General features: G+C 52.0%; 22 protein-coding genes. 7 read left to right on the top strand and 15 right to left on the bottom strand.

Annotation, left to right across the window (positions count from 1 at the left end):
* The first annotated feature begins 268 nt into the window (after window positions 1–268).
* A complete protein-coding gene (locus FFS57_RS20575; protein WP_171014107.1) occupies window positions 269–1,522 on the top strand; it encodes a phospholipase effector Tle1 domain-containing protein in 1,254 nt (417 codons plus the stop codon).
* On the opposite strand, the gene FFS57_RS20570 is transcribed toward FFS57_RS20575, so the two are convergent.
* From FFS57_RS20570 to FFS57_RS20515, 12 genes are all read right to left on the bottom strand, one after another.
* Window positions 1,519–2,781: a hypothetical protein gene (locus FFS57_RS20570; protein WP_137939702.1), complete on the bottom strand. Its 1,263-nt coding sequence runs from the start codon at window positions 2,779–2,781 to the stop codon at window positions 1,519–1,521. The genes FFS57_RS20575 and FFS57_RS20570 overlap by 4 nt on opposite strands.
* Window positions 2,782–2,799: 18 nt before the next feature.
* Window positions 2,800–3,036, bottom strand: a complete 237-nt coding sequence (locus FFS57_RS20565) for a DUF2249 domain-containing protein (protein ID WP_171014106.1) — start codon at window positions 3,034–3,036, stop codon at window positions 2,800–2,802.
* A complete protein-coding gene (locus FFS57_RS20560) occupies window positions 3,033–3,476 on the bottom strand; it encodes a hemerythrin domain-containing protein (protein ID WP_137939700.1) in 444 nt (147 codons plus the stop codon). The genes FFS57_RS20565 and FFS57_RS20560 overlap by 4 nt, the downstream gene beginning before the upstream one ends.
* Before the next feature lie 93 nt (window positions 3,477–3,569).
* A complete protein-coding gene (locus tag FFS57_RS20555; RefSeq protein WP_137939699.1) occupies window positions 3,570–4,313 on the bottom strand; it encodes a substrate-binding periplasmic protein in 744 nt (247 codons plus the stop codon).
* A 121-nt stretch (window positions 4,314–4,434) separates the two neighbouring features.
* Window positions 4,435–4,977, bottom strand: a complete 543-nt coding sequence (locus FFS57_RS20550) for a hemerythrin domain-containing protein (protein WP_249384093.1) — start codon at window positions 4,975–4,977, stop codon at window positions 4,435–4,437.
* Entirely contained in the window at window positions 4,974–5,645 is a 672-nt protein-coding gene (locus tag FFS57_RS20545; protein WP_171014105.1) for a response regulator, read from the bottom strand. Before FFS57_RS20545 ends, FFS57_RS20550 begins: the two co-directional genes overlap by 4 nt.
* A gap of 4 nt (window positions 5,646–5,649) precedes the next feature.
* Window positions 5,650–6,267, bottom strand: a complete 618-nt coding sequence (gene trhA / locus FFS57_RS20540; protein ID WP_137939698.1) for a PAQR family membrane homeostasis protein TrhA — start codon at window positions 6,265–6,267, stop codon at window positions 5,650–5,652.
* Window positions 6,268–6,286: 19 nt separating this feature from the next.
* The gene (locus FFS57_RS20535) at window positions 6,287–8,212 is read right to left on the bottom strand and encodes a type IV pili methyl-accepting chemotaxis transducer N-terminal domain-containing protein (protein WP_249384092.1); all 1,926 of its coding nucleotides are present in this window, start codon (window positions 8,210–8,212) and stop codon (window positions 6,287–6,289) included.
* A gap of 56 nt (window positions 8,213–8,268) precedes the next feature.
* Window positions 8,269–9,447 (bottom strand): NAD(P)H-dependent flavin oxidoreductase, encoded by a 1,179-nt coding sequence (locus tag FFS57_RS20530; protein ID WP_137939697.1) that lies wholly within the window; start codon window positions 9,445–9,447, stop codon window positions 8,269–8,271.
* Between the two features lie 148 nt (window positions 9,448–9,595).
* On the bottom strand, window positions 9,596–10,279 hold the full coding sequence (locus FFS57_RS20525; RefSeq protein ID WP_137939696.1) for a Crp/Fnr family transcriptional regulator: 684 nt from the start codon (window positions 10,277–10,279) through the stop codon (window positions 9,596–9,598).
* Between the two features lie 340 nt (window positions 10,280–10,619).
* Window positions 10,620–12,227: a flavin monoamine oxidase family protein gene (locus FFS57_RS20520; RefSeq protein ID WP_137939695.1), complete on the bottom strand. Its 1,608-nt coding sequence runs from the start codon at window positions 12,225–12,227 to the stop codon at window positions 10,620–10,622.
* A 132-nt stretch (window positions 12,228–12,359) separates the two neighbouring features.
* Window positions 12,360–14,270, bottom strand: coding sequence for a thiamine pyrophosphate-binding protein (locus FFS57_RS20515; RefSeq protein ID WP_137939694.1), 1,911 nt, complete (start codon window positions 14,268–14,270; stop codon window positions 12,360–12,362).
* A gap of 637 nt (window positions 14,271–14,907) precedes the next feature.
* On the opposite strand from FFS57_RS20515, the gene FFS57_RS20510 reads away from it, so the two are divergent.
* Window positions 14,908–15,201, top strand: a complete 294-nt coding sequence (locus FFS57_RS20510) for a hypothetical protein (RefSeq protein ID WP_137939693.1) — start codon at window positions 14,908–14,910, stop codon at window positions 15,199–15,201.
* Window positions 15,202–15,400: 199 nt separating this feature from the next.
* Window positions 15,401–16,165 carry a peptidoglycan-binding domain-containing protein gene (locus FFS57_RS20505; protein ID WP_137939692.1) on the top strand — a complete coding sequence of 255 codons (765 nt, stop codon included), beginning with the start codon at window positions 15,401–15,403 and terminating at the stop codon, window positions 16,163–16,165.
* 58 nt (window positions 16,166–16,223) lie between these two features.
* Here FFS57_RS20505 and FFS57_RS25315 read toward each other — a convergent pair whose 3' ends face one another.
* The 3 genes from FFS57_RS25315 to FFS57_RS20490 form a co-directional block, all read right to left on the bottom strand.
* Complete coding sequence (locus FFS57_RS25315; RefSeq protein WP_171014104.1) at window positions 16,224–17,825, bottom strand: lytic polysaccharide monooxygenase; 1,602 nt, start codon at window positions 17,823–17,825, stop codon at window positions 16,224–16,226.
* 139 nt (window positions 17,826–17,964) lie between these two features.
* On the bottom strand, window positions 17,965–21,102 hold the full coding sequence (locus tag FFS57_RS20495; protein WP_137939691.1) for a glycoside hydrolase family 9 protein: 3,138 nt from the start codon (window positions 21,100–21,102) through the stop codon (window positions 17,965–17,967).
* Between the two features lie 632 nt (window positions 21,103–21,734).
* Window positions 21,735–22,325 carry a C40 family peptidase gene (locus FFS57_RS20490; RefSeq protein ID WP_137939690.1) on the bottom strand — a complete coding sequence of 197 codons (591 nt, stop codon included), beginning with the start codon at window positions 22,323–22,325 and terminating at the stop codon, window positions 21,735–21,737.
* A gap of 291 nt (window positions 22,326–22,616) precedes the next feature.
* Here FFS57_RS20490 and FFS57_RS20485 point away from each other — a divergent pair, with 291 nt between their 5' ends.
* The 4 genes from FFS57_RS20485 to FFS57_RS20470 all read left to right on the top strand — a co-directional run bounded on the left by FFS57_RS20485 (window position 22,617) and on the right by FFS57_RS20470 (window position 24,234).
* The gene (locus FFS57_RS20485) at window positions 22,617–22,973 is read left to right on the top strand and encodes a DUF2325 domain-containing protein (RefSeq protein WP_137939689.1); all 357 of its coding nucleotides are present in this window, start codon (window positions 22,617–22,619) and stop codon (window positions 22,971–22,973) included.
* An 84-nt stretch (window positions 22,974–23,057) separates the two neighbouring features.
* On the top strand, window positions 23,058–23,255 hold the full coding sequence (locus FFS57_RS20480) for a bacterioferritin-associated ferredoxin (RefSeq protein WP_137939688.1): 198 nt from the start codon (window positions 23,058–23,060) through the stop codon (window positions 23,253–23,255).
* A 103-nt stretch (window positions 23,256–23,358) separates the two neighbouring features.
* Complete coding sequence (gene bfr, locus FFS57_RS20475; RefSeq protein WP_137939687.1) at window positions 23,359–23,838, top strand: bacterioferritin; 480 nt, start codon at window positions 23,359–23,361, stop codon at window positions 23,836–23,838.
* 18 nt (window positions 23,839–23,856) lie between these two features.
* Window positions 23,857–24,234, top strand: coding sequence for a response regulator (locus tag FFS57_RS20470; protein ID WP_171014103.1), 378 nt, complete (start codon window positions 23,857–23,859; stop codon window positions 24,232–24,234).
* Window positions 24,235–24,260: the final 26 nt, after the last annotated feature.

Raw genomic sequence — 24,260 nt, 5'->3', positions numbered from 1 at the left:
GCGCCCACGCTTATCGACTGTATTTTTTTGTTAAAGATCATTCAGTTGCGCAGTCAAAACATCTATTCGTTTCGCCGCGTCGCTGCGAGAGAGGCCGAACTATACTCACCCTCTTCATACTCGTCAACACCTTCCTCAAGCCATTTTCGTTAATTTCCACTAACCTATTAATCTACCACAATTTTATTTTTACAACCTACGTCAAAGGCACGTAACACATGCTTCCTGCCTCATCGTAATGCAACAGATCAAGCGTGGGCGATCCATAATGAATCGGCTATTCACCTCCACCAGCCCGCTGGCTGCCGTGGATCAGTATTACCGTATTAATGCGATCAACCAGGAGATGGACATTATGACCAACCAGACGTGGATTGTTTGTATTGACGGCACTTGGAACAATCCAGGACAGACAGATGAAGACCCGGTAACCAAAGAAGAAGGTGTTACTCCATCCAATGTCGTAAAAACCTGGGAATTTTTTACTGGGCAAGTCCTGCCAGCAAGAGACACCTGCTCCTATGATGACAACGCGTATGGCACCGTTGCAACATTGGCATCCGGATTTGGACCCGGTGCTGCCATTTACTTGAACGGTGTGGGAGGTGAAAGCAACAGTCGGTTTTTACAAGTATGGGACGGCGCCACAGGCACCGGGACTTCCGAACGCATACGTGATGCGTATCGTTTCTTAACTAGCTATTGGCGCCCGGGCGACCGCATCATGGCTTTTGGCTTCAGTCGCGGGGCATTTGCAGTCCGTAGTCTGGCAGGTTTTATCAACTGCGTCGGCATGCCGCTGGGGACGCGCATGTTGAAGGAGGAAACCTTATTAGCTCTTTATGACTGCTACCGGAATGGTCGAGCTCCGTCCACAGGTGCCGTTTCACCAGTCCATTGGGTGAAGACCGTACCAATCGATTTTCTGGGGCTATGGGATACAGTTGGGTCGCTGGCCATGGCACGAACAGTAAACGCATTTCATCAGATCAGCCCGGCCAATGTTCGCTACGTAGCACACGCTTTGGCGCTGGATGAGCAACGTAAACAATTTGTGCAGAGTAATTGGCAATGTTCGCCAAATCAACACGTCAACGAAGTATGGTTCCGAGGTGTGCATACCAATATCGGCGGCGGCTATGAAGGAGACGACTTATCAAATATCACGCGTATTTGGATGATGAGCCAAGTCAACCGCGCCGGTTTGGCTTGCGTTCCACTTCCAACCCTGCCAGGTTACAACGATTGTAACGTTCTGGAAGGCGAACGGGATTCGCTGAGTGAGTTTTTGCAGAAGTTCAAAACAATTGGGCGTTTCATTCAGATGTCAGGCCTGGAGGCAACCAAACGACGCATTCAACAGAGTCAGACCCTGCATCCGTCTGTCTTCGAGGCCATGAACGCTATACCGTCCGTAGGCCAGAATCCATACCGCCCAATCGCACAGCTCCCGGATGGTAGCAAAATTGCTCCGGACAAGATCGATCTGACACAGTGGTCCACCCCGTCCAATCAACTTTAGGCCAACCGAATGACCAAGAGTGCCGAGCGATATCGGCGAATAGGATAGTATAGATTCCACCCGAGCAGCATATGGGCTGCCAACAACGGTAGCCCAATCAACCTTCCCCAACGCTCCAACCACGGCGCTATCAGCAATAACATAAGGCAAACCAAATGCAGCCGCCAATGCCAAACCACAGTGGTTGTCCGCATCAGCTGTTTGACATTGGGTACCGCAAAACGGCGTTGACTGGCTTGGGTAAGATGCAGCCAAACCAGAAACGGCACGATCTTGTACAACATGCCACAAATGATGGAAATTGCGAAACCATCAATCAGCAACACGCCAAGCATCCAATGCTCGGTGGCTGGATTCAGACCTGGCAACGATAAGCTGAATACCATTGCGGCAAACATGAATGAAAGCAAACCAAGCTGCCAGAAGCGGCGAGTCACATCTATCGGACGACGACTTTTCGCAATGGCCCATAGCCACCGACCAGCCAGCCCAATCATCACTAGCGCCACCATAGCTTGAGCTAACCTGCCTGACCAGCCCGATTGTACAAGGCTCCACAGCACCAGCATCAACAGCAATATCGGCGCTTGCAGTCGTTCAAGCCATACAGGCAATCGACGTGCGCCAATGAACATCGGCACAACAGTCATGGCCACACCCAACACCAGCATGGCGGTCCAACCCACCAATCCCCAAGCAACATGCAGTCGCGTCATACCAATCCACTTCAGTGACCACCAGCCATTTCGATAGCCGAACAGCATACTCCCCAGTCCAATCGTCACGATCAGACCCAGCACGGCCATCGCAATGGCAATTGCAGTATCGTCGCGCACACCCGTGGCCCGCCAGCCATAGCCAACCATGGCAAGGGTAATTGCAAACGCCAACAGCAGACTTACCCAAGCCAGGATCGACAGCCCGCCATTTGGCCAGTAGAAAGCAGCTGCTAATGTCAAAGTACCAATGACCAGCAACCCATGAATCAACGCGGTCAGTCGCACAGGAGATGGCAAACGGACGCCGGCCACGACCGGCAGTAATTGCAACACGGCACCCACCATAGTCTGCAGCATGAAACCCAGTGTCAGCAGGTGAACCCAAGCCAGCGTAGCCGGATGCCATCGACTCAACATGATCTCGGCCCCGGTCATCATGAACCAGATGGCTGCCAACATGCCAAACAAGGGAGCAGTCAGAAAGAAGCGCAGTGATACGTTGAGAGGTAAAGCCGCGTCAAAAGAAGGGGCCGCAGGCATGATAGATGGTGTCGTGTGCTAGTCAGGCGAGGCTACAGGTAAAGTGATACGTACCTGAAACAAGCCATCTGGGGTAGGCTCACACGAATAGGTATAGCCTTGCTGACGCAGCATATTGAACAGCATATAAGGTTGACGATGGATACGCATGACCAGGACTTCATCACGGGTCAAGCTCTCAAGCTCGGTCAGTGAACGCTCCATTGGCTCAGGCGGCTCCAGCCAAGCTACATCCAGAAAACGCTCACGGCTCATACGCATACTCTTGTCGACCACGTAGCCATCAATTCACCAGCATCGGCTGCAAGCGCCCGATCCGCAGCCGGGTACAATACATTTTCCTCCTTCAGATTGTGTTGCTGCATCATGATTTGAAGGGTATCAGCCAATCCCAGGAAACCATCCATATCTTGTTGTTGCGCTGATAGCAGCAAATCCGACACCAAGCCGCGCATATCCTGATGCTCCATGCGCATCACCTGAGTTGGGCCATGTTGCACCCCTGTCGCCGCTTCGAATGCTGGAAACAGACTCTCTTCCTCAAGCTGAAGATGATGCAATAAAGCCTGCTGAAAGGCTGTCATTTGTTTGATACAGGCAGGCCATTGTCCCGTACTGGCTGCCAACTCCGCATGGTGGAAAAAATCGTCACAACGTTGGTGATCGGCCGAAAGATAGTCGCGGATGCTCATCATGAAACAATCCAGAATGAATTGCTTCCAGCATAGATTTGCCGATTGATACTCGCCTTGATACGTATCAAGCAGTCCCGCTCACGCTCTTACAGTTCAAGGGTTCTGATGGCGCTGCAGAATCTGTTGATAGTCGCCACGTCGCCTCAGTGTTGCCATGGCAGCAGCAATACGGCTGGCGGCTTCACCACCACGAGCCTTCGAGAAACCTAGGTAAGCCGTCGTACTGGGAAAGGCTGGCTGTAATTCCACCACTTGGTCATGCACCTTGCCCTGACTGACAGCAAAGCGAAACTCGTTGATATCCGATATCACCAGATCCACACGCCCGGCCAATAGATTTTTCAGTAAAAGTGTATTGTCGCCAGGGCTTTCGAAACGATTCAAGAAATCAGCCTGACGAAATACTTCCGGATAGGCGTAGTTACGTAATGTGCCAATACGCAAACCTTTCAATCTGGTCAGATCACCACCCCACTCCTTGGGCCAGTTACCACCAGCCTTGCCAAAGAGACCAAAAGTAATCGGCGTCAAGATATTGTCTGGTAGGTAAAGAATGTAAGCCTCACGCTCCACCGTCTTGCTTACAAAGGTCACGGCATCGGCCAGCCCCAGCCTGACCATCTCCAAGGCACGGGTCCACGCAACCGAGCGGATCTCCAGCTGATAGCCTGCCTCTGCCGCCGCAGCTTGGACCAGCTCAATATTACTGCCTGACAATTTGCCACCCCGGATACTTTCATAGGGTGGATAATCGCCATCTCCACGTACCACCAGCAAGCTTTCCCCGGCCACAGGCAATCCCGCCAGCAAGGAAAACACCAGCATTACCCATCGCATTACATGTCGCCACACCACCACGACACAACCCTCGGCAAATTGGGAGATGTTTCAGTATATAAATTAGGCAATATAACTGCTGAGAAGAAAAACAGATTGCTGCAAAACAACACGCTGGGATTCAATCGCGCCGACGGGTGGTCATGGCACCCGAAATCTGTTCTATCATTTCTGCATCCAGTAACAATTCAGCAGCCTGAAATACCTCAGCCTCTTCCTGATCAGCATGAGCCTGATAACGGCTGGCAAAGGTAGTGGCCATTGGCAAAACTGCAGATTTGCCAGTTGCAATTTGTATTAACGGTGTGCGCAATTGCAGCCATAAACCATGCAATTCGACATGCTCGGCCAACAGGCTCGCAATCGTCGTGCGCAACGCAGCCGCGTCAGGGTCGTCGCGATCAGCAAGGGCATACATCAAAGCAGGGAACAAGTCCTGCTCTTCATCTGCATGGTGCTTAGGGGCAGCCACATCAAAATAGCGCAGGATATTGCGTGCAGCTTGTTGAGCTTGTTGATCTGCCCCATGCTCCGGCAAGTAGTCAGCCAACCGAAGCAAAGTGTTGCAAAATGCCCTGACCCTGCCGTGACAGGCCGCCAACATTGCCAACGGCTCATCCAATGTGGGGATTTCGCTCAGCAATGTATTACCTGACTTGCTCATCCATTGGCTCCACTACTCAGGTTCAAACCGTGCTCCACCGCATATACAGCAGCCTGTACACGGCTGGTCAGATTGAGCTTTTTCAAGATGTTCTGTACGTGGATCTTGACGGTACTCTCCGCTACATTCAACTCACGGGCAATCTCCTTGTTGCTTTCACCGCGAGCCAGAAACAACAGTATCTCTCGCTCGCGAGGTGTCAGTTTTTCCTTCTCCGTCACTACCACCGGCTGCGAAGACAATGTACGGAACTGCTGCATCAGCTTACTGGTCATCGCCTCAGCCATCACCGCTTCACCCGCTGCAGCGCGTTGAATGGCCTGTTTCAAATAATCGGCATCAATATTCTTCAATAGATAGCCCCGTGCACCCGCCTTCAATGCGCGAGCCAGGTCATCGGCATCCTCCGATACCGTCAACATGATCACAGCCGTATCCGGTGCATCCTGCACAATCAATTGTACCGCCTCAATACCGGACAAGCCGGGCATGTTCAAATCGAGCAACACAACATCCGGCCGAAGTACGACAGCACGTTTCACCCCCTCGACCCCGTCCGATGCCTCGCCGACAATTTCAAATTCCGGCTGGCGAGATAGTAGTGCCTTGATACCACTGCGGAACAAGGTATGGTCATCGACCAGCAGAATACGAATCGGTTTGCTCATAATGTCACGCCAAGTAAAAGAGAATGCATAAATACTGGCACACACTGCCACCCAGTACAAAAAGGTGCCAGATACCATGGGCATGGCGCATGCGATCATCCAGTGCATAAAAAACGATGCCGACCGTGTAAAGCAGCCCACCCAGTGTCAGCCACACCAAGCCGCCTGTGGGCAATGCTGCTGTCAGTGGCTTGATTGCGACCAGTACCATCCAGCCCATGATGAAATAGATCACCAGCGACAGAATGCGAGTTCGCTTGCCCAACCACAGTTCCTGCACAATGCCGATCAATGCCAAGCCCCAGTTGGCACCAAACAGTGCCCAGCCCCACGGGCCACGTAAAGTGATCAAGGTAAACGGAGTATAGGTGCCAGCAATCAGCAAATAGATGGCAGCATGATCCAGTTTCTGGAAGATAGCCTTGGGCGGCCCTTGAAGACTGTGATACAGCGTCGAAAAGCTGTAGAGCAGCACCAGCATGCTGCCGTACACACTGAAACTGACCAGTTTCCAGATATCGCCTTGTTGCGCGGCAAGTGTCAGCAAAATGGCCATGCCAGCAACACTGAATACCGCGCCAACCAGATGGGTGATGCTATTCAGGCGTTCTCCGTGGTACATCCGATCCCTCTCATATTATTCAAGCAGCCATACGCTGTTCTCGTGACAGCCATACCCGCCAAGTGACCCCTTGCCCCAACCGAGTATTCAGTTCCAACAATGCGCCTATCCGTTGTGCCCGCTCCCGCATGATGCTGAGCCCTACATGAGACTCACCTTTGGCCTTGACCACATCCGGATCGAAACCACATCCATCGTCGTGGATGATCAATTCCAGATCCTGTGCATCATTCAACTGAACGGTCACATGCTGCGCCTTGGCGTGCTTGCGGATATTGGATAGTGCCTCCTGTACGATGAACAGCAGCTGTAACTGATGTTCCGGCGGCAAAGGTGCCCCAAAACCGTCTTGCAGAAAATCAGTAATGACACCAGTTTGTCGCTGGAATTTCTCCAGCGTAATACGAATCGCATCCTGTAAGGTTTCCTGTCCCAACTTGGTCCGGAAATTCAACAGCAGCTCACGCACATCCTCGTAGCTTTCCTGAATACCAGCGCGAATCAATGGCATCGTGTCGCTTACTTCCGCCCAGTCATGCCGTTTGATACCTTCTTCCAGCACTTGCGCTTGTAGATTCAGGAAAGTCAGTCCCTGCGCAATACTGTCATGCAAGCCTTGAGCCATCAGATTACGTTCACGCGATATCGCCAATTCACGTTCACGGGCAGCCATACGACGATTATCAATCGCTACACCCAAATGCTGACCCACGGTTTCCAATAATTGGATTTCCTGCGGGGAAAACGCATAGGGTTGACGAAAATGTAGGTTGAACTGCCCGATTGGCTGATGACGGCTCATCACTTGAAAAATGGAAACCGTAACAAAACCATCCTTTTTGCAATTGATGTCGCGATTGGACAGTTGCACCTTACGCATGTCATGTATAGCCGACACACCATCCCTGGCCGCCTCCCCACATAGGCAATCACCAATGTTCAAACAATGCTCCTGACCAACCAGCTCCTTTGACAAACCTTCATGAATCACCACATGCAAATTGCTATTGGCCGGGTCCGCCACCCTGACCATCCCGCCATCAGCACTGAAAATGCGCATCACCCGCTGCAAAAAACCACGGCACAATTCCTCCACGCTTCCTGGACGGTTGAGGAAGGTTGTCATTTCGTAAAGACTTTCCAGCTCGCGATTTTTCTCGGCCAGTGACAGTGTTTTTTCCTCGACGCGCCGCTCCAGCGTGCTGTACACATCCTGCAAGCGAGCGGCCATTTGGTTGAATCCATCGGTCAATTGACCAAACTCATCCTGACTTTCCACCGGCACACGCACACCTAAATCGCCATTAGCCATGGCCTGAATACCCGACTGCAAACGATTGACGGGGCGAATGATGATCAGAAACATCAGATAGATGACACAGACCGTACTGGCTACCCCCAGGGCAATCAACCCCATCTGCGATGCACGCAAAAAGGTGGTACGACGCGAGTTCTCATGCTCGATCAGGTGCACTTCATTGTCGATATGCTCAACAAACCGTTCAATCTGATCCCGTAACTGAGGTAGCGACAAATCATCTGCAATCAATGCAGGCCGAATCTGCGAACGCCACGTGTCATAGGTCACGGCCAATTGCTTCAAGACCGGCTCTGTACCCGGTACAAACAGTGGACGGATCGGGTCACCAGCATGCAAAGTCCTGAAGATGGCGTCGATCACCGAAATCTCGGTGGCAATACGCTGCTGCAATTGCTTGGCATCTTCAGTCATCCGGGCACGCGATACCAGTTCCAATACCCGGTAAGAACGCATACGAAGACTGCCAGCATCGTTGATCGCAGCTGAGCCACCTTCCAGCTGCCAGGACAACAGTAAGGTTGACCCAACTGCGCAAAGTGCCAGCACCATGAATGCCATCAACAGACCGACAATCTTTACTGTCAACCGCCGTCGCGCAGGCAACAATTCAGGTACGTTCATCATGTATTACTCCAGCGTGCCGCCCGATCATGCGGGCTTTCTTATTATGTATTCCAAATCTAGGTTGCCGGCTGGGGATCACACCCAGTCAGCAGGTACTCAATCAATTCCCTCACCGACCGAACCTTGTCGCCAAAAGGCAGGGGCGCTGCTCCACGGAAAAACAGGCCCTTACTGACGTCGCCTCGCAAAGCTGCAGCCAGTTGTGTATCGATGCAGAACTGGCCGAATCGGCTCAATCCATCACGCAACCCGCAGGCGGTCAAACAATGCAGGCCTTGGGTACATCTTTCAGTATCGCACTTGGCTTTAGCTTGCAAATGACTTTCTCGCCGCAAATAGTTTTTCAGCCATGGTGTTGCCACACCGCGTGCAGGCAAGCCGGCCACACTCATGAATTCGACGATTTCTTCCTGTTTGGCTTCTACCAGAACTTTCTTGAAATTCGGGTGGGCATCGCTCTCCTCTGTGACAGCAAAGGCTGTGCCCAGTTGCACCCCGGCGGCACCTCTTCCCAGCAGATCGCGTACCTGTTGATGGCGGTAAATACCACCTGCGCAAATGAAGGGAATACGCTCGCGCTCGATACCCAATTCGCGCAGTAGGTTGCCGATACCTTCCAGCACGGTTTCAAAATTGAAGCGGCTGTCCATGACATCTTCTTTGTGTGCTGCCCCTAAATGGCCGCCCGCCCATTGTGGATGTTCAATCACCACGGCATCAGGCAACACTTGCTTGCGCAGCCACTTCTTGAGCACGATGGCCACCCCGCGGACGTCAGACAAAATGGGGATACGGGCCACATGTGGGTGATCAGCAGTCATTTCCGGTAGATCAAGCGGCAGGCCAGCCCCCATCACCACAGCATGCGCCCCACTTTCACATGCCTGGCGAACATAATCGGCGTGAGCATCGACGGCTTTCATCACATTCACAGCCACCATACCGTTCCCACACGATTCGGTAAGCGCCATCCTGACCTCGCGGTCAAGCGCTTCCAGATTCAGTTGATTGAGTTGCTGCGGATCGCGGCATCCTTTGCTTCGCAACAACAAGTCGGGATGATGATGACGCAGATCGACACTGGCGATGGTGCCAACCGCACCACACCCCGCCACGCTGCCAGCCAGTCGATGAGCGGAAATGCCCACGCCCATCCCTCCCTGAACAATGGGTAACAGGGACCGTCCTTTGATGGTCAGCGTAGGTAGGCCAAGCTTGGGTAACCAGGCGAGCATAGGTATTCCTCCAGCGTATTGTTAGTCATGGTTGATTCCCAATGCCAAGCAGGTGGGATATCAATTGCATTGCGGCCGACTGTAGCGGGAAATACGGCGAAGAAGCTTGACCCTCGTCAATTTACCGATGTCGTACATACTAGGAATACTACTGATATGCCCGTAACTTAGGCACATCACGGATGGTAATGTCACGGCCATTGACGTCGATCAGTTGTTCATGGGTCAGCTGCGCAAAAATGCGTGACAGGGTTTCAGGTGTCAGGCTCAAGCGCGAGGCAATCACATTTTTGGTGGCAGGCAGCGTAATGGTGATTTCGGTGGCGGTTTCATCGTGGTCGCATTGCAGCAGATAACCAATCACGCGTTGCGCCGCGGACCGTAGACTATATGACTCCACATCGTGTACCAATTGATGCAGCCGCATCGACAAGCCGGCCAACAAGCGTCGTGCAAAGGTCGGGTCTTGCGACAACGCATCGAATACCGCCTGTTTGTTCAGGTGCAGTATCAGGCTATCCACCAGTGCTTCGGCATAGACTGGCGCCGGTCGCTCCAGAAACATCACCGCTTCGCCAAAGCTTTGTCCCGGACCAAATATCTGCAATACCTTCTCCGCCCCGCTGGGAGACGGAAATGCAAGTTTCACCTGGCCATACACGATCACCCATAGGCCGGTTGCCGGGTCCCCTTTTTGGAACAACACCGTACCCCGCTCTGCACGAATTTCGCGTGTTGCATGGACAAAATCAGTAATTTCGTTGTGGGCCAGCTCTTTGAACAGCGGCAAATTCGACAATATGCCGTGCAGATCGATCTTGCTGCGGCTCATCACACACCTCGTCTTCAATCGGGAATGATCCAGATCAAGATGTTAATGGTTGCATGTCAACTTGCCAGCTGGCGTGAAGGCGTAGTGGCAGCCTAGCCAAATGAACTAGAAATTATCGGCAACCCGGCCATCATTGCATCAATGGCAGCAACGCCTTGCTCAAACCTGACCCATTTTGCCAAGGTATGGGTAACATCATCTGCTTCCGCCCCGATCAGGTCACCTATTTACCCCTTACGCATGCGTCATTGTGCATTCAGCTTCATGTCAGGTTTTTCTGCCGCTATAAAACAACAGCCGGGTATGGTACCCGGCTGTTGTTTGACAATGATGTAGAAATTTATAACGGTGCAATTCCAAATTTCGCCAGCAGCATGTCTGCAGTCTGCAGTGCCCCCTCAACCCATCCTTGAGCATCGGAATAGGCCTCACCGCAGATATACAAGGGAAGCTGATCCAACGGTTTGATGATCCGCTCTTTCACCTCCCAACTCTTCACGCCAATGTTCCAGCTGTTCCAGCCACCGCCAAACGGGTCATCACCCCAGTCACGGAAGGCGGCATTGGCAACTTCCGGGGTATAGATCAATCCGTGTACGGTGGACAATTGACTGGTCACTTCCGTCACCATTTTCACCGGCGCCTGGTACTGGAACCACTCCATTTCATTGCGCAGGTGATAGTGGGTGCCCAAGAATGGGGCTGCCACTTTGGCAACATGCTGACCTGCCGATTTCGGCAGGTGACGTTGCGGCCGTAGACCGTCCCAAAAACCTGTGTTGTTGCCATCATCATAGCTAGCCAACAACATGGAAGGGCCTTGCTCTGCGGGCTGGCCGTCGTCCTTGGGCCAGTAATAGACCTGACGTACCGGCAAATCAGTCACCGTCCGGCCCGCTTCCACCGGTAGATACACTGATGTGCCATCCGGCAGAGTCTGCGTGTAGCCGGCATTACGCCACCATGGGCTTTTATAAGTCGTGAACAATTTGAACAATGGCCGAGGCGTCACCGTGGAGGTCAAACTCTTGAATTCGGTCAATAATGGGCTGCTTTGCGCGAGTATGTCGATCGAGCGGCGTGGCATCGCCAGAATCAGCGTCTTGGCACGAATTTTTTGAGCCCCGGCGAAGAATTCGAATGCACCATCTACCCAGTTCACATTCGAAACCGTTGTTTCCAGGCGAATTTCACCACCGGCTTGAGTAAATAGATTGGCAACAGACTTCGGTACCTCCTGAAATCCATTGGTAAAACCTTTGTATTGCGGGTCTACACCGAAATCGGACAAATACCAGGGGATGGCATCCGCAGCATTCCAGTTGGTCAAGGTGGTGTCATATCCACCAGCATCAAGCGCCAGTTGATAAGCTTCGCCATTGATCACCCGCATCAGCACATTCCAGAAACCTTGCTGGTAGAGTGGCTCACCTTCAAAAGTAGCCTCCTGCACCATTTGTCGGCGCTGTTCTTCCGTCAGATCTGGCGACGTAATACCCGGTACGATCTGTTCGATCGCATTCACGATAATACCGCCTGCTGTTTCACCTCGATCCAGGAAGGATAACTGGTACGGCACCTTGTCCGGCTCACTCGTAAAATCGGACAAACGCAGGTACACACCGCGCAGATAGGCAATGTTCTGCGGCTTGTCGACAGGAAAATCATAAGTGGTGATTTGCTGATCTGCGGGTAGTTGATTGTTCAACACGTCGATCAGCTTGGTGATCAACGGTTGTACCGCCGGCAAAATACGCATGCCGCCCAGCTCGGCAACCATGTGCGGCACATCTGGAGGACGCACTGACAACAGCCGCCCACCGATGTGGTCGCTCATTTCAAATACTACAATCTTCTGGCTTGGGTTGGCCTGCTTCAGCCGCCACGCACTATAGACACCTGATACCCCGCCACCTACTACCGCAACTTCCATGCTTTCGTCGGCCATGCTGTGGTCTCCTTGTCAAAATGGATGCGGGCTGGCCACTGCAGACCTGCCCGATAGCGGGTACCGCCATCTCCCCTGTTCTCGCCATGTGGGCGAGAACAGGTACCCGGCCGTCCCGTTTGAATGCCTTGATCAGAAAATGACTGAACTGTTGCCAACCACACCACTGGATTTCACCGATTGGTGGAACACATTCAACGGTGGTTGAGCACTCATACGCTTTCGACTGGCGCCTTGTGCCAGGTCAGTCGACGGTGGCGCCGGGGTGTCCTGGGCAATCCGCATATCCAGCAGAAATGGCTTCTGCTGCTGGGTAACATAGTCAATACCACGACGGATTGCGGCCCGTACGGCTTCGGGATGGTCGACCACTTCGCCATCGACCCCGCCCAGGCTTTTGGCCAATGCCAAATAATCCGGTGCTGGATCGCGAATGCGCAGGTAGGGTGGATCCATTGTCTTCGGATACCATCCATAACCCGGTGAATCACCATAAGCTTGTACTACCTGCACCAAGCCTTGCTGCAAGGTGTGGTACTCATGATTATTGGTGATGATGTAGAGCACCGCCAAGTTACGATGCCCAGCCGTCCACCAACATTGTGGATAGAACAGTGATGAACCGTCACCTACCGCATTGACCACCAACTTGGTTTCGATCCCCTGTGCACCCTGACTTTCCAGTTTGATACCCAGCGATGCCGGCATTGACCACCCCAGCGAACCACCACCAACACAGTAATAGCTCATCGGTGCTGCCGATTCTGTCCCCAACGGTAGTAGATACTGGAATGGGGCTGGATCGGACACTGCTTCGTGCACATAGACAAACTGTTTACTCAAGCCACGATCGGCAATTTCCTTACGTAAGGCATCGGCAATCACCACCGACCAGATCTGATCCTGCTTCAGCGCATCCGCCAAATAGCCATCCCAGGCGACGCGACGCTCTGCATCCAACTTGCGTAGGTGAGTATTGCGATCACCGGCACCGGCTGGTGGATTGGCACGGATGTGGTCATTGATCAGCGGCAAAGTTGCCTTGATGTCACCCAACACCGCCACTTCGCCGAAGTAGTTCTTGCCAATGTCCCAAGTATTGTTGGTGAGATAAAGCTGCTTGACATTCGACGGAATCAACTGACCATCTGAATATTTGAATATTGTAATCTGCGCTTGATTGCTGAACCCACAAAGGAAGGCTACATCATGATCCTTGAACACCCCCTGCATGCCGCTTTGCGAGGTTGGCAGTTCACCTTGCCAGTGGTAATCATTGTTAGGGAAATTCGCCACACTGCTAAACGACTGCAACAGCACCGGGGCACCAACCAGTTCAGCCAGTTGTTGCAGCTCTGGCCAGGCACTGGCATAGCCCACCGCATCACCTGCCACAATAATCGGGTTCTTAGCTTGGGCCAATTGCAGTGCTAATTGCTTGATGGATTCAGCATCGCCGGTAAAGTGTGAGGAAATCTGGGTAATACCTGGCACACGGTCGTCTGGCCCAATGCGGCGCATCGTGTATTCCCACGGAATGGAGACAAACACCGGCCCATTGGGTGGTGACATGGCCTCTTTGAAAGCACGTTGTAATACCAGGGGAATTTCTTCCGGTGCCCGCACCTCATGAGCCCACTTGGTATATTGTTTGGCCAGATCCACCAGATTGGACGCCAGCAGCGGCTCTTGTGTCACCAACTCATTCTGTTGCTGCGCGCACAGTACCACCAGTGGGATACGCGAACGCCAAGCATTGAACAGATTGCCGATCGCATGGGCAATGCCCGGCGTGATATGCACCAGCATCACCCCCGGTTTGCCGGTCATTCGTGCCGAGCCCATGGCTGCGCCTAGTGCAATGTTCTCATGTAGACATTCGATGTATTCAACCTCGTTTTCGGGATAGGACGTGCCATCGATAATTGGGATTTCGTTGGTACCCGGCACGCCGAAGATATAGTGAATCCCCAACTGATTTAACACGTCGAACACATAATCCCGTGCCCAACGCTCTGTAGGAAGCCCTGCTTTGGTACTCATATTGCCCTCTCTTCTCAGTAGATTTGCCTTTAAGAATCGTAGTGCAACATTTGCCCGCCACAAGCTTGCATAACGGCATGAACACCTGGCATACCGGTCAACACACCTGCAATCCGCCACCCACCGCCATTCAACTTAATGCATTATTTTTTTCAATAAAAAAAACAAACACGATTAATATTTCGAAACAATCATTCAACATTTAAATATTCACATAGATATTAAAATCTAATACATCGCTTCCTTTCATGAAATGAAATGAATACCCATGAACAGACATACGCCAGAATGGCCTGTCGAATTGACCTTAAGCTCTGACTGTCAAGCAAACCGACACAAGGAAGATACAATCCCAGCCTATACACACCGAAGAAAATGCCTTGTTACGTAAAAAATATCCATCATAATCACCCGTAAAATGTCGGATTTATTTACACACCTCCAAATTATTCATTTATACACATTACAATATTAATTATTACGATGCTTATTTTTAAGATCCGGATAACCAGACACAACAAAAATCAGGTGTTAAATTTACAAAGTCCGAATGCAGAGAATAAACAAATTATCGTGACAAATGGCATGTGAATTGCTTAATAAAAATTAGCAATCCTGCTGTAAAAATGAGCATCACATGAAATTCCGATCACTTCGCCAACATGCACCTTCCTGCCACCGTCTTGCCACATTACACAATGACAATTGGACTTTTGCCTGTAGCACGACTTGGTTTCTACCAACGCCAAATGGCTTGCTCGACACCCATATCAACTGGGGTGAGCTATATAACCGACACTTGACCATACATTGCCTGTCGGGTGTAAATCCAATCCACTACATCTCCCATACCATCGAACCTGGGCTGACCCAGCCCGCCATGGATCAGCCGAAACTGACGCATTCCGGTCAATCCGTCCGACTACGATAGCGATCGGCCCCGCTTTCCGATCTTCATTTCCGCGGCTTCCCTTGCCGTGCAACCAGGTAGGCTGTCATTGCACGGCCTCCTATTTTTCTGTAGTCGGTACCTACCTGCTACCGAGTTGATCGCCTTTGGAGACAAGCCCTCAGACCAGTGTCGCTAAAAACGATTCCATCACTCATCAACTTCAAAAAAGGAGCATGCCATGGATGAGACATTGGCATCCGGCCTGATTGAATTGGCCATGAATACACCTGTTGCAAAAGGCGCAAAGGGTCACGATGTTCGACGCATTCAGGAATGGCTGACACTGAATGGCTGTGGTACCGGCATTGATGGTGACTACGGCCCGGGTACCGCTATGGCAGTCAGACGCTTTCAAGAAAAATGTGGCCTGACAGTCAGCGGGGTGGTGGACACACCGACCTGGAGCAAACTGGTCGAGCCACTGGCACGGGTCCTGGTACCGCTCCCATTTGCACCAAGTACCTCATTGGCTACTGCAGTTTCTGCTGTTGCACATCAGCACTTGGCAGTCCACCCGGTGGAAGCAGGTGGGGACAATATGGGGCCTTGGGTTCGCTTGTATATGAGAGGTAAGCAAGGAAAAGCACAGCTTTGGTGTGCTGGGTTTGTCAGCTTTGTGATCGCACAGGCCGCCGCTTGGCTGAAACAAGACTTACCTTTTGCCGGAACCTTCAGCTGCGATCAGTTAGCGACATTTGCCAAACAGACTGGCCGGTTTGTACCGGATTCTGCCATGTCAGATATTGGCAACTTTGGTATCGGCATTTTCCTGGTGAGGGCAAGCAAAACCGACTGGGTCCATACTGGCTTCGTCATCAGCGGGGGTGATCAGGCTTTCAAGAGCATTGAAGGCAACACCAATGATGATGGCAATCGCAATGGCTTTGAAGTTTGCATGCGCAGCCGGTCGGTATTCAGTAAAGATTTCATCCGACTGAGCTGATTGTGGTGGCCCGCACGCTGATAGAACGATCATCAGGGTGCGGGTTCAATCATGTCGTTTAATCCACCTTGCCGACAGGAACTGCCCGGTTGGCGCAAAACCCTGCGGCTTCAAACACGGCACCTGCCTTCAATACCCTTTGCCAGTCCGGACCTGAAATGGTCACCATATCCCCGTCTTGGGACCAGACCACATTCCAGAACTCGCGAATATTGCCATTGACGCTGATATGGCTCTTCCAGGTGACATCTTCTGCCGTACTGTTGACCACTTTAACCTGCGCACAATAGCCAGCGCCCCAATCGCTGTTGATCTGATAGCTGGCCGTTACGCTACCACCGCCATTGCTCTTCACCAACAAAAACGCGCTGGCAATATTGGCGGTGTTGGCAGCATAAATACGATTGGCGACCCCATCCTGCACCGGATTGATCTGATCCCCAGATGACAGCACACCGATCCTGAGCCCACCAGCCCCGCTATTGATAGCCTGCGCCAACGAGACAGGCCAGCGGTTGGCTGTCGTATTCGCCACCGTGATCTTCAGTGGTGTGGCAGGTAGGTAGAGGTCTGTACCATTTTTTTGTACTGCACGGACTTGTACGGTATCTCCGACTTTCAGCATTTGTGCTTGCTGGGTCAGCTGTCCCAGATCAGTCCATTGGGAGGCAACGCCGGGCTTATGTGTGAAAGCGAAGCTACTATTGTCCGAAGCGTTACCATTGCTGACCATTAAGCCGATACGTACCGTATCGCTGGCCGCAGGGCTTTTCAACTTCAGATTGGCAACAGCCTGCGTGGCGTTTTCCAGCGTATACAGACCCGGGTGTTGTGCGGTCACACTCCACTGATACTTGAGGTTACTGCCCTGAGACCGATTGCCATCCAACACCAGGCTGCCCGCGCCGACAAACTCGGTGATCACCGGCCGCGTGTCAATCTGCGACTTGACGGCATCACCGGTGCCACCGGCAAATACCACGTCCATGCAGCCGTGAAAACGCTCAAACGTCCACTGGTTGCGTCCCCACTCACCGTAGATGACATGGCGCCCCTGCCGTGCTGGAACCGTACATTGGGTTTGGAAAGTAGCTTGTGCTTTATCTGGTACTACATTCGGATTGGCATTGGGCTGAGTATCATCATATTTCTGCACGCAAAACGGCTGCGTTTCAAAGTCATCCCAAGTCAGCGCCTTTCCCTGCTGAAACTGAAAACCTGGCTTGGTAATCCAGTAACGGAATTCTTCGGTATCCGAAAAATGGGGGCCCCAAGAGACATTCCAGATAAAGTTGCGGTTTCCTGCTGCAATCTTGCTGGTCGGCCAATCAATGGGTTGATCCCACGGGGTGGCACCACCTTTCCAGGTTTCACTGCCAAAGCCGCATACATGTTGCGGCAGAGGCTTGACCTCGCTGCGCCCACGGGCATGGGTCAGTACACTCATGAAGTTGTAACTGCCAGTTTTGTCGACTTTGAATGCATCGCCACATTGAGGATATTTGGCACTGCCATTGTCCACATCGTGCGGCTTGGTGACAGCCCCACAATACCAGTTACGGGCTGGTGGGTCTTGAATCAGCCCGTGTGAAAACACCTGACCACCGAAGACCATCAGTAGTGCTGCCGACAGCAAGTTTGGGGAAGTCATACGCAACATGGTGATACCGCTCCTTGTCTAAAATGGATTAGATAAGTGCCTTCCCGATAACGATCCAGTTCGGATTTGGCAAGGCACTTCAAATGGCTGCGGCACCCCTCCATCGATCATTTGATGAGGGTTAGCAACAACAGTTTGATCAGCGTGTCGTCATGACCTCTACCTTGCACGACAGACCTTCCGCCATGACAGCAGTCGGCAATGGGCGGCTGCCACTGTAGGCCAGCTGCATGCCCAGTTCAGCCGCACTTCCCGGGGCGATAATGGCATTCCAACTGACAGGGCTGACAGTGATAGCGCGGCCGGCTACCGATACAGTGCTGCTCCAACTGTTGACAAGAATGAAATCTGCCGACTCAGTCCAGTTCAATTTCCAATTGTTGATAGGCTGAGTTCCAACGTTTTTCAGTTGCACCCGCAATACCTGACCACTCCCCCAATCATCCGTTGCGTTGAGCATTAGTACGCAAGTATCACGACCTGTACCGCTGGTTGGCGTAGCGTTGACCACGTTGGAGTTGACGCTGCCGGCGCTGTTGCTGGCCACGATACGATAGCCATAGCTTGTGCCATTGGACACGGTACTATCCAGATAGCCGGTCTGACTGGCCGCCAGGGTGGCCAGGGTCACGAAGTTACCACTACCTGCCGGTGAACGCTGCACACCGTAAGCAGTCGCCCGTGCGACCATACCCCAAGTCAGTTGTACCTTGCCGTTACCGGCGGCGGCAACGAGCGCAGGGGTTGCTGGCGGTAATACTACCTCCCCCGCCTTGGCAGATACGGGCTGCGAACTGGCACTCCCTATGGCATTACGGGCGACGACACGATACCAATATGTGTTGCCGTTGACGACCTGCGTATCCACATAGCCTGGGACAGTCAGGTTGCTTGCGACATTGGTATAGTTACCGTTGACGCTGGCAGCACGTTGCACATCGTAATTTGCCGCATCTGCTACCGTCGGCCAGCTGATTGCGATCTTTCCACTGGCACCAGCAGCCGTCACCACGGGTGCGGTAGGTGCACTCATACTGGTTTTGACGGACACCACCATGCTACTGGTACCCTCCCCATTTGCATTAAACGCATTGACCTTGTAGTAGTAAGTTGTGTTGCTTGCCAGTCCGCCATCTTCATAAGCGGAGTCAGTAGACGATGCCACGTTAACAAATGGCCCGGCAATCGCGCCACTGCGCAATATGTTGTAGCCGGTTGCACCGTTGACACTTGACCAGGACAGATTGACCTTACGCACACCACCATTCGCAGACAGGCCGACAGGTACCCCCGGCACGGGGCCGGGATTACTGCCGCACTCCGCAGGCTCCTTGCCAAACACCCGCTTACCGCTGTCGTAGACCGGGATGTTGGCTGTTTTGATCAAATTAACTGTATTCAACCCTTGATAGGAGTAGTCGTTGACCGGGTTCCAGACGTTGGTACTATCTGGCACGCTGAAACGAAACTGAATCTCCTTGCGATAGACCGATTGCCCGCCTGGATAGATATCCGTACCAGTGAAATCAACTTCGGTGTAATAGATACTGCTTGCACCACAGCGGAACAGCCCTTTCGCGGTACCACCCTGGCTATAGTTGACAGTAAGCTTCACACTGGCCGGGTCGCGCCCCGCCGCCAGGAATTCTGACAAATCGATGTAGTAACGGAACTTGAGCTTATCACCTCGCCGTGCCGGCCAACCGGAACGATTGTTCAATTCAGCCTTGATCTCAGTATGCTGGTTGCCAGCATTATTGATCTTGGCTTCAACGAAGATCTCATCCTCCGTGGGTACCACCGCCGGTGGAAAATTTGCTAATGGCTCACTTCCCGGTTCCCATAGCATTGCCTTGGCCAACAGGCCCGTGATGGCAGCATTGTAGTCAGTGGCAACCTCATTGGCGGTATAGTCACTGATGGCATCATTGTAAGCATCCTTGCTGTCCGGCCCCCCGACCAATGCGCCATACAGCACATGTCGATGATCTGCTGGCACCTGCTGACTGTCAGCCCAGGAACCATGCGATGTCCGGTGGTGTGGGTGTTTGGGGGCATTGTTGCCAAACCCGATCATGTAGCTGCTCCGACGTGGATTGTCTCCCAGTACATAATTCAGTTGGCGTAGCGCAAAATCCCGGTATTGCTGACGTTTAGCTGCATCCTGCACCACATCGGTGTAAACCGCAGCCAGGAAAGCAGCATTCATTGCATACCGCAAGGAGCCCCACTGATCGAGCCATGCCAGACCACCCGGCGTATAGGTGACGCGTTCGCCAGTCCCTGGTACCCCAGCGGTCCAATAGGCCAGATTGCGTTCGATCGCATCCTTGTATTTCTGCTTACCAGTGGCCTTCGCGAGCATCAGATAGACACCATAGTGTTTGCTATCCCAGCCATGTGTCCACTTGTAAGGCAGGTAGCCAGTTTGCCCTTCTGTACCAAAGCCACCATTTGGGTCAGTCGTGACAAACGATTCGGCCTTGGCCAGATAGGACGCGTCCCCCGTGGCACGATGCAACCAAGCAGCCCCCCACGCCAGCTCATCAATATAGCCAGACCAAGAGTTGTAATAGCTGGCGGCATCCGTTACGCATTCCGAATATTTTTTTCGTACCGTATCCGCAAAGGTATAGAGCTGTTTGGCATGAGTCAGCAGGGTGGCAGAATAGACAGGGTCCTCCACTTTGAAAACGATGGATGCTGCAGCCAGCGCCGCAGCTGTTTCTGCAGCCGCATCCGACCCACCACAACTACTGTCGATTTTGTATGCAGGTGCCGCTTTCGGGTATACCTCTACCGGTCCCCACCAACTGTGGTCGATACCACCGTTGCCCACTTGGACATACAGCTCGTTCGGCCCGGTGTGCGCTTTCAGGAAGTAATCGGTGACAAAACGCAGGTTCCTCAACATGGCATCATATTGCCGGGCTGCTCGATAGCCCTCGCCAAATTCGACCAATCCCCATGCCAGCTCGGTTACTGTCCACGCCATCGGGAAACCAAACTTCACATGGTCACCAGCATCGTACCAGCCACCAGTCAGGTCACGCCTGGCATCCTGCCCATCGGTCAATCGCGAATCCCCTCGCCATTTCACCCGGTTCCAGCTTGGCAATTTACCTGCTTGCTGTGCCTCATAAAACAAGATGGATTTCTGCAATGCTTCGGCATAATTGAATGCCGGTGCCGCCATTGCCATATTGACCATCCCGGCAGATAGCATCGCTAATGCTATCTGGCAGAACATCACACTGAATCGTTGCTTTAGCCACATGTGTCGTGCTCCCGGAGATTGAACGCAAAATGACCGCAGCCCCTCTGAATGAGTCGTGCCGCGTTTTCCACAAAATGCAAACGATTGCAAATGGAGTTAGTGCTATGCAACCAATCGTTACACTTGATACCACTTCGTGTCTTCCTTATCGGGACACACGAAAGTGCCTGCCCCATAAGGTAGCCAGCACCTAGGCCAACTTGGTGGATAAATCTCTTAAACCAGACAATAAGAAAACGTTTTCACGCCTTGATAAAAAGAAAGCCCACTTTGGGCCAAGGTGTCATTTGACACTGCTGTCTCCTCACAGCCATCCGGTCAATACGCTATCAGCCAGTAACGGCAGGGATTGCCCCCTTTTCGCCACATCACCCACCATGCTACCAACCTTGATCGCTTGTCTGCATCACTGGATAAATCAGTATCTGCAATATCTGACGGTTTTGTGTGAACCATCATGCCGAGGATAACAGCATATGTCAACGGCATTCGCAAGCGGTAATACGTATTGCCCAGCACGCTGGCTCGGCCTCATTTGTCGGGTAATATAGACAAGATCGAACCATACGCACCCAATGCGAACATCGGCCAACTCATACCTTAACCCTGATAGCAGGTGATAAGGATCAGGATCAATCAAAATAACGACGTGCAGCCTCATAACGGCTAGCAAAATATTTGTTACTCATACTGCTGACCTTGATCTGGCCGTTGGTGGAAGGCGCATGTACAAAGCGATTCTCGCCAATGTAAATCCCCACGTGCGAGTAGGATCGATTTTGAGTATTGAAGAACACCAGATCGCCAGGCAGTAACTGGTCACGCTCAACTTCCCGCCCTCCTCGAGCGATTTGAGCTGCGTTATGTGGCAATCTGATCCCGACTGCTTCTTCAAACACGTAGCTGACCATACCACTACAATCCAATCCGCTTTCCGGATTCTTGCCACCGAAACGGTAGTCGATATTCAAGAGCCCTAATGCATATAGCACCACCTCTTGGGCTTGAGGCGACAGGATTGAATCTCGTTCAGCCGCAGAGGGTTGACCTTTGGGTGCCACTTTTACGTCGCGTGGTACAGCTTTACGCTGTGAAGCTGCGGCTTGACCACCACTTTTCCGGCTTGTCTCAGAAGGCGTACTCGCACACCCCGAAATCAACAATATTGCCAACAAGCCATATGCTAGGCCTTTTCCACCCCATCCAGTTTTATTTCTATTCATATATTTATCAAATACTCACAAGCTATTACTAATGCAATACATGAAGTATAGCGATGACATTCAAGATAAAACAGATTTCTACCTATAGATCACGATAGCTTTGTTCTGACTAAGCCAGATCAGCAGAGTTTCACCAAACAACTATCCAGATAGTGCTCAGCATGTCCATCTGACCTCATTCTCAGATGAAACGAATGGCCAACTTGTTGTGGCAACAACGACATCAGCATGGATTAACTTGACAACGCTTATTTCGTTATTGATAATTATTCTCATTCAAAGGAGAAAATCATGAACGCTCTGCTCGTCGGCGCTGATACCCTTGGCAACATTCCGGACACCCTCGCTGCCTTTGGCATCAACATTGCCCGCCATATCAGCGGCCGTAACGCCTCACATCAACGACGTCTACCCAGCTTGCCCAAGGGGACAGACATCATGATTCTGTTTACCGATTTCCTTGGCCATAACGTGATGCGCCATTTTCGCGACCTTGCCAACGAACACAACATTCAGATTGTCACGTGCCGCCGATCCGTGTGCGCATTGAAGGAATCGCTATCCCAACTGGAACTGCAATCACATGATCCATGTGCTGGTTGCAAATCCCACAGCGGCACGCAGCCAGGTAAACGCAAATGCAACTAGTTTTCACTTGCTTTTTTCAATTTCATTATTGATAATAGTTATCAACAACTTTATCGTTTGCAATCGCAACGAGGGCCACTCAAGATGTACGTTTGCATTTGCCATGCCGTGACCGATACCCATATCCGTCAAGCCGTTGAAGGCGGCTGCTGTTCCATGCGTGATTTGCGAAACGAACTGAATGTGGCAACACAATGTGGACGGTGTGCCTGCCATGCAAGAGAGGTACTCAGGGAGTCTTTGCATCAGATTGCAGAACCAATGATCGCCAGCGCCGCCTGACCCAAGCGCCCAGCCAGAGCAACCCCGCCCTTCATTGCGCGGGGCGTTGCCGTTTCTTGTGCTATGCTTGAATAATTCCTCAAGTCATTCATCGGAGGCCGGCATGAAAGGCGATAAAAAGGTTATTGCTTACCTCAACAAAGCGCTCACCAACGAACTCACCGCAGTCAACCAATACTTCCTACATGCCCGGATGTATAAAAACTGGGGACTGCACAAGCTTGGCGATCACGAGTATCACGAATCCATCGATGAGATGAAGCACGCCGATAAGCTGATTGAGCGTATTTTGTTTCTGGAAGGCCTACCCAACCTGCAGGACCTGGGTAAATTGATGATTGGCGAGAATGTGGAAGAAATGTTGAAGTGCGACCTGAAATTGGAACTGGCCGCCTGTCCATTGTTAAAGGAAGCAATTGCACATTGCGAATCCGTGCAGGATTACATTTCCCGCGAATTGTTCGAAGATATTCTGGAAAGCGAAGAAGATCATATTGATTGGCTGGAAACGCAGCTGGATCTCGTAGGCAAGATGGGAATTCAGAATTACATCCAGCTCAACGCCAGCTCTTCATCAAGCTAATCCGTGATGACGGACACCATGCCAACCCGCCCTGCACCGCAAGCCATCATCATTGACGATGATCCGATCAGCCGAAAACTGATCCGTGCCATGCTTGCACAGGAGGGTTGGCATGTTCATGACAACCACAATAATGAACAAGCCCTGCAGTATCATGGCGCTCACCCTGCACAGCTGGTTTTGATAGAAATCAGCCTACCCGGTAAAAATGGCACTGAAGTTTGCCGAGAAATGCGTCAGCAACAACGCCATCCCACCAAAATTGTCGCCTATACCCATCACGCTCAGGATACCGACAAGAAAGCTTTTCTGGCCAACGGATTTGATGACATCCTGATCAAACCCATTACCCAAGCCAGTCTGATCAATCTATTGGACGTATTGGGTTTTCGCTGACGGATTAACCTCAGCAATCGAGTCAC

It is taken from the genome of Chitinivorax sp. B, assembly GCF_005503445.1.
In the GTDB taxonomy this organism is placed as follows: domain Bacteria; phylum Pseudomonadota; class Gammaproteobacteria; order Burkholderiales; family SCOH01; genus Chitinivorax.
Note: the sequence above shows the minus strand (reverse complement) of the source record. Positions and strands in the feature narration are given on the sequence as shown.

Excerpts from the sequence above, each read along its gene's own strand:
- FFS57_RS20575 (WP_171014107.1), top strand. The coding sequence starts at position 269 with ATGAATCGGCTATTCACCTCCACCAGCCCGCTGGCTGCCGTGGATCAG.
- FFS57_RS20570 (WP_137939702.1), bottom strand. The coding sequence starts at position 2,781 with ATGCCTGCGGCCCCTTCTTTTGACGCGGCTTTACCTCTCAACGTATCA.
- FFS57_RS20565 (WP_171014106.1), bottom strand. The coding sequence starts at position 3,036 with ATGAGCCGTGAGCGTTTTCTGGATGTAGCTTGGCTGGAGCCGCCTGAG.
- FFS57_RS20560 (WP_137939700.1), bottom strand. The coding sequence starts at position 3,476 with ATGATGAGCATCCGCGACTATCTTTCGGCCGATCACCAACGTTGTGAC.
- FFS57_RS20555 (WP_137939699.1), bottom strand. The coding sequence starts at position 4,313 with ATGCGATGGGTAATGCTGGTGTTTTCCTTGCTGGCGGGATTGCCTGTG.
- FFS57_RS20550 (WP_249384093.1), bottom strand. The coding sequence starts at position 4,977 with ATGAGCAAGTCAGGTAATACATTGCTGAGCGAAATCCCCACATTGGAT.
- FFS57_RS20545 (WP_171014105.1), bottom strand. The coding sequence starts at position 5,645 with ATGAGCAAACCGATTCGTATTCTGCTGGTCGATGACCATACCTTGTTC.
- trhA (WP_137939698.1), bottom strand. The coding sequence starts at position 6,267 with ATGTACCACGGAGAACGCCTGAATAGCATCACCCATCTGGTTGGCGCG.
- FFS57_RS20535 (WP_249384092.1), bottom strand. The coding sequence starts at position 8,212 with ATGATGAACGTACCTGAATTGTTGCCTGCGCGACGGCGGTTGACAGTA.
- FFS57_RS20530 (WP_137939697.1), bottom strand. The coding sequence starts at position 9,447 with ATGCTCGCCTGGTTACCCAAGCTTGGCCTACCTACGCTGACCATCAAA.
- FFS57_RS20525 (WP_137939696.1), bottom strand. The coding sequence starts at position 10,279 with ATGAGCCGCAGCAAGATCGATCTGCACGGCATATTGTCGAATTTGCCG.
- FFS57_RS20520 (WP_137939695.1), bottom strand. The coding sequence starts at position 12,227 with ATGGCCGACGAAAGCATGGAAGTTGCGGTAGTAGGTGGCGGGGTATCA.
- FFS57_RS20515 (WP_137939694.1), bottom strand. The coding sequence starts at position 14,270 with ATGAGTACCAAAGCAGGGCTTCCTACAGAGCGTTGGGCACGGGATTAT.
- FFS57_RS20510 (WP_137939693.1), top strand. The coding sequence starts at position 14,908 with ATGAAATTCCGATCACTTCGCCAACATGCACCTTCCTGCCACCGTCTT.
- FFS57_RS20505 (WP_137939692.1), top strand. The coding sequence starts at position 15,401 with ATGGATGAGACATTGGCATCCGGCCTGATTGAATTGGCCATGAATACA.
- FFS57_RS25315 (WP_171014104.1), bottom strand. The coding sequence starts at position 17,825 with ATGTTGCGTATGACTTCCCCAAACTTGCTGTCGGCAGCACTACTGATG.
- FFS57_RS20495 (WP_137939691.1), bottom strand. The coding sequence starts at position 21,102 with ATGTGGCTAAAGCAACGATTCAGTGTGATGTTCTGCCAGATAGCATTA.
- FFS57_RS20490 (WP_137939690.1), bottom strand. The coding sequence starts at position 22,325 with ATGAATAGAAATAAAACTGGATGGGGTGGAAAAGGCCTAGCATATGGC.
- FFS57_RS20485 (WP_137939689.1), top strand. The coding sequence starts at position 22,617 with ATGAACGCTCTGCTCGTCGGCGCTGATACCCTTGGCAACATTCCGGAC.
- FFS57_RS20480 (WP_137939688.1), top strand. The coding sequence starts at position 23,058 with ATGTACGTTTGCATTTGCCATGCCGTGACCGATACCCATATCCGTCAA.
- bfr (WP_137939687.1), top strand. The coding sequence starts at position 23,359 with ATGAAAGGCGATAAAAAGGTTATTGCTTACCTCAACAAAGCGCTCACC.
- FFS57_RS20470 (WP_171014103.1), top strand. The coding sequence starts at position 23,857 with ATGCCAACCCGCCCTGCACCGCAAGCCATCATCATTGACGATGATCCG.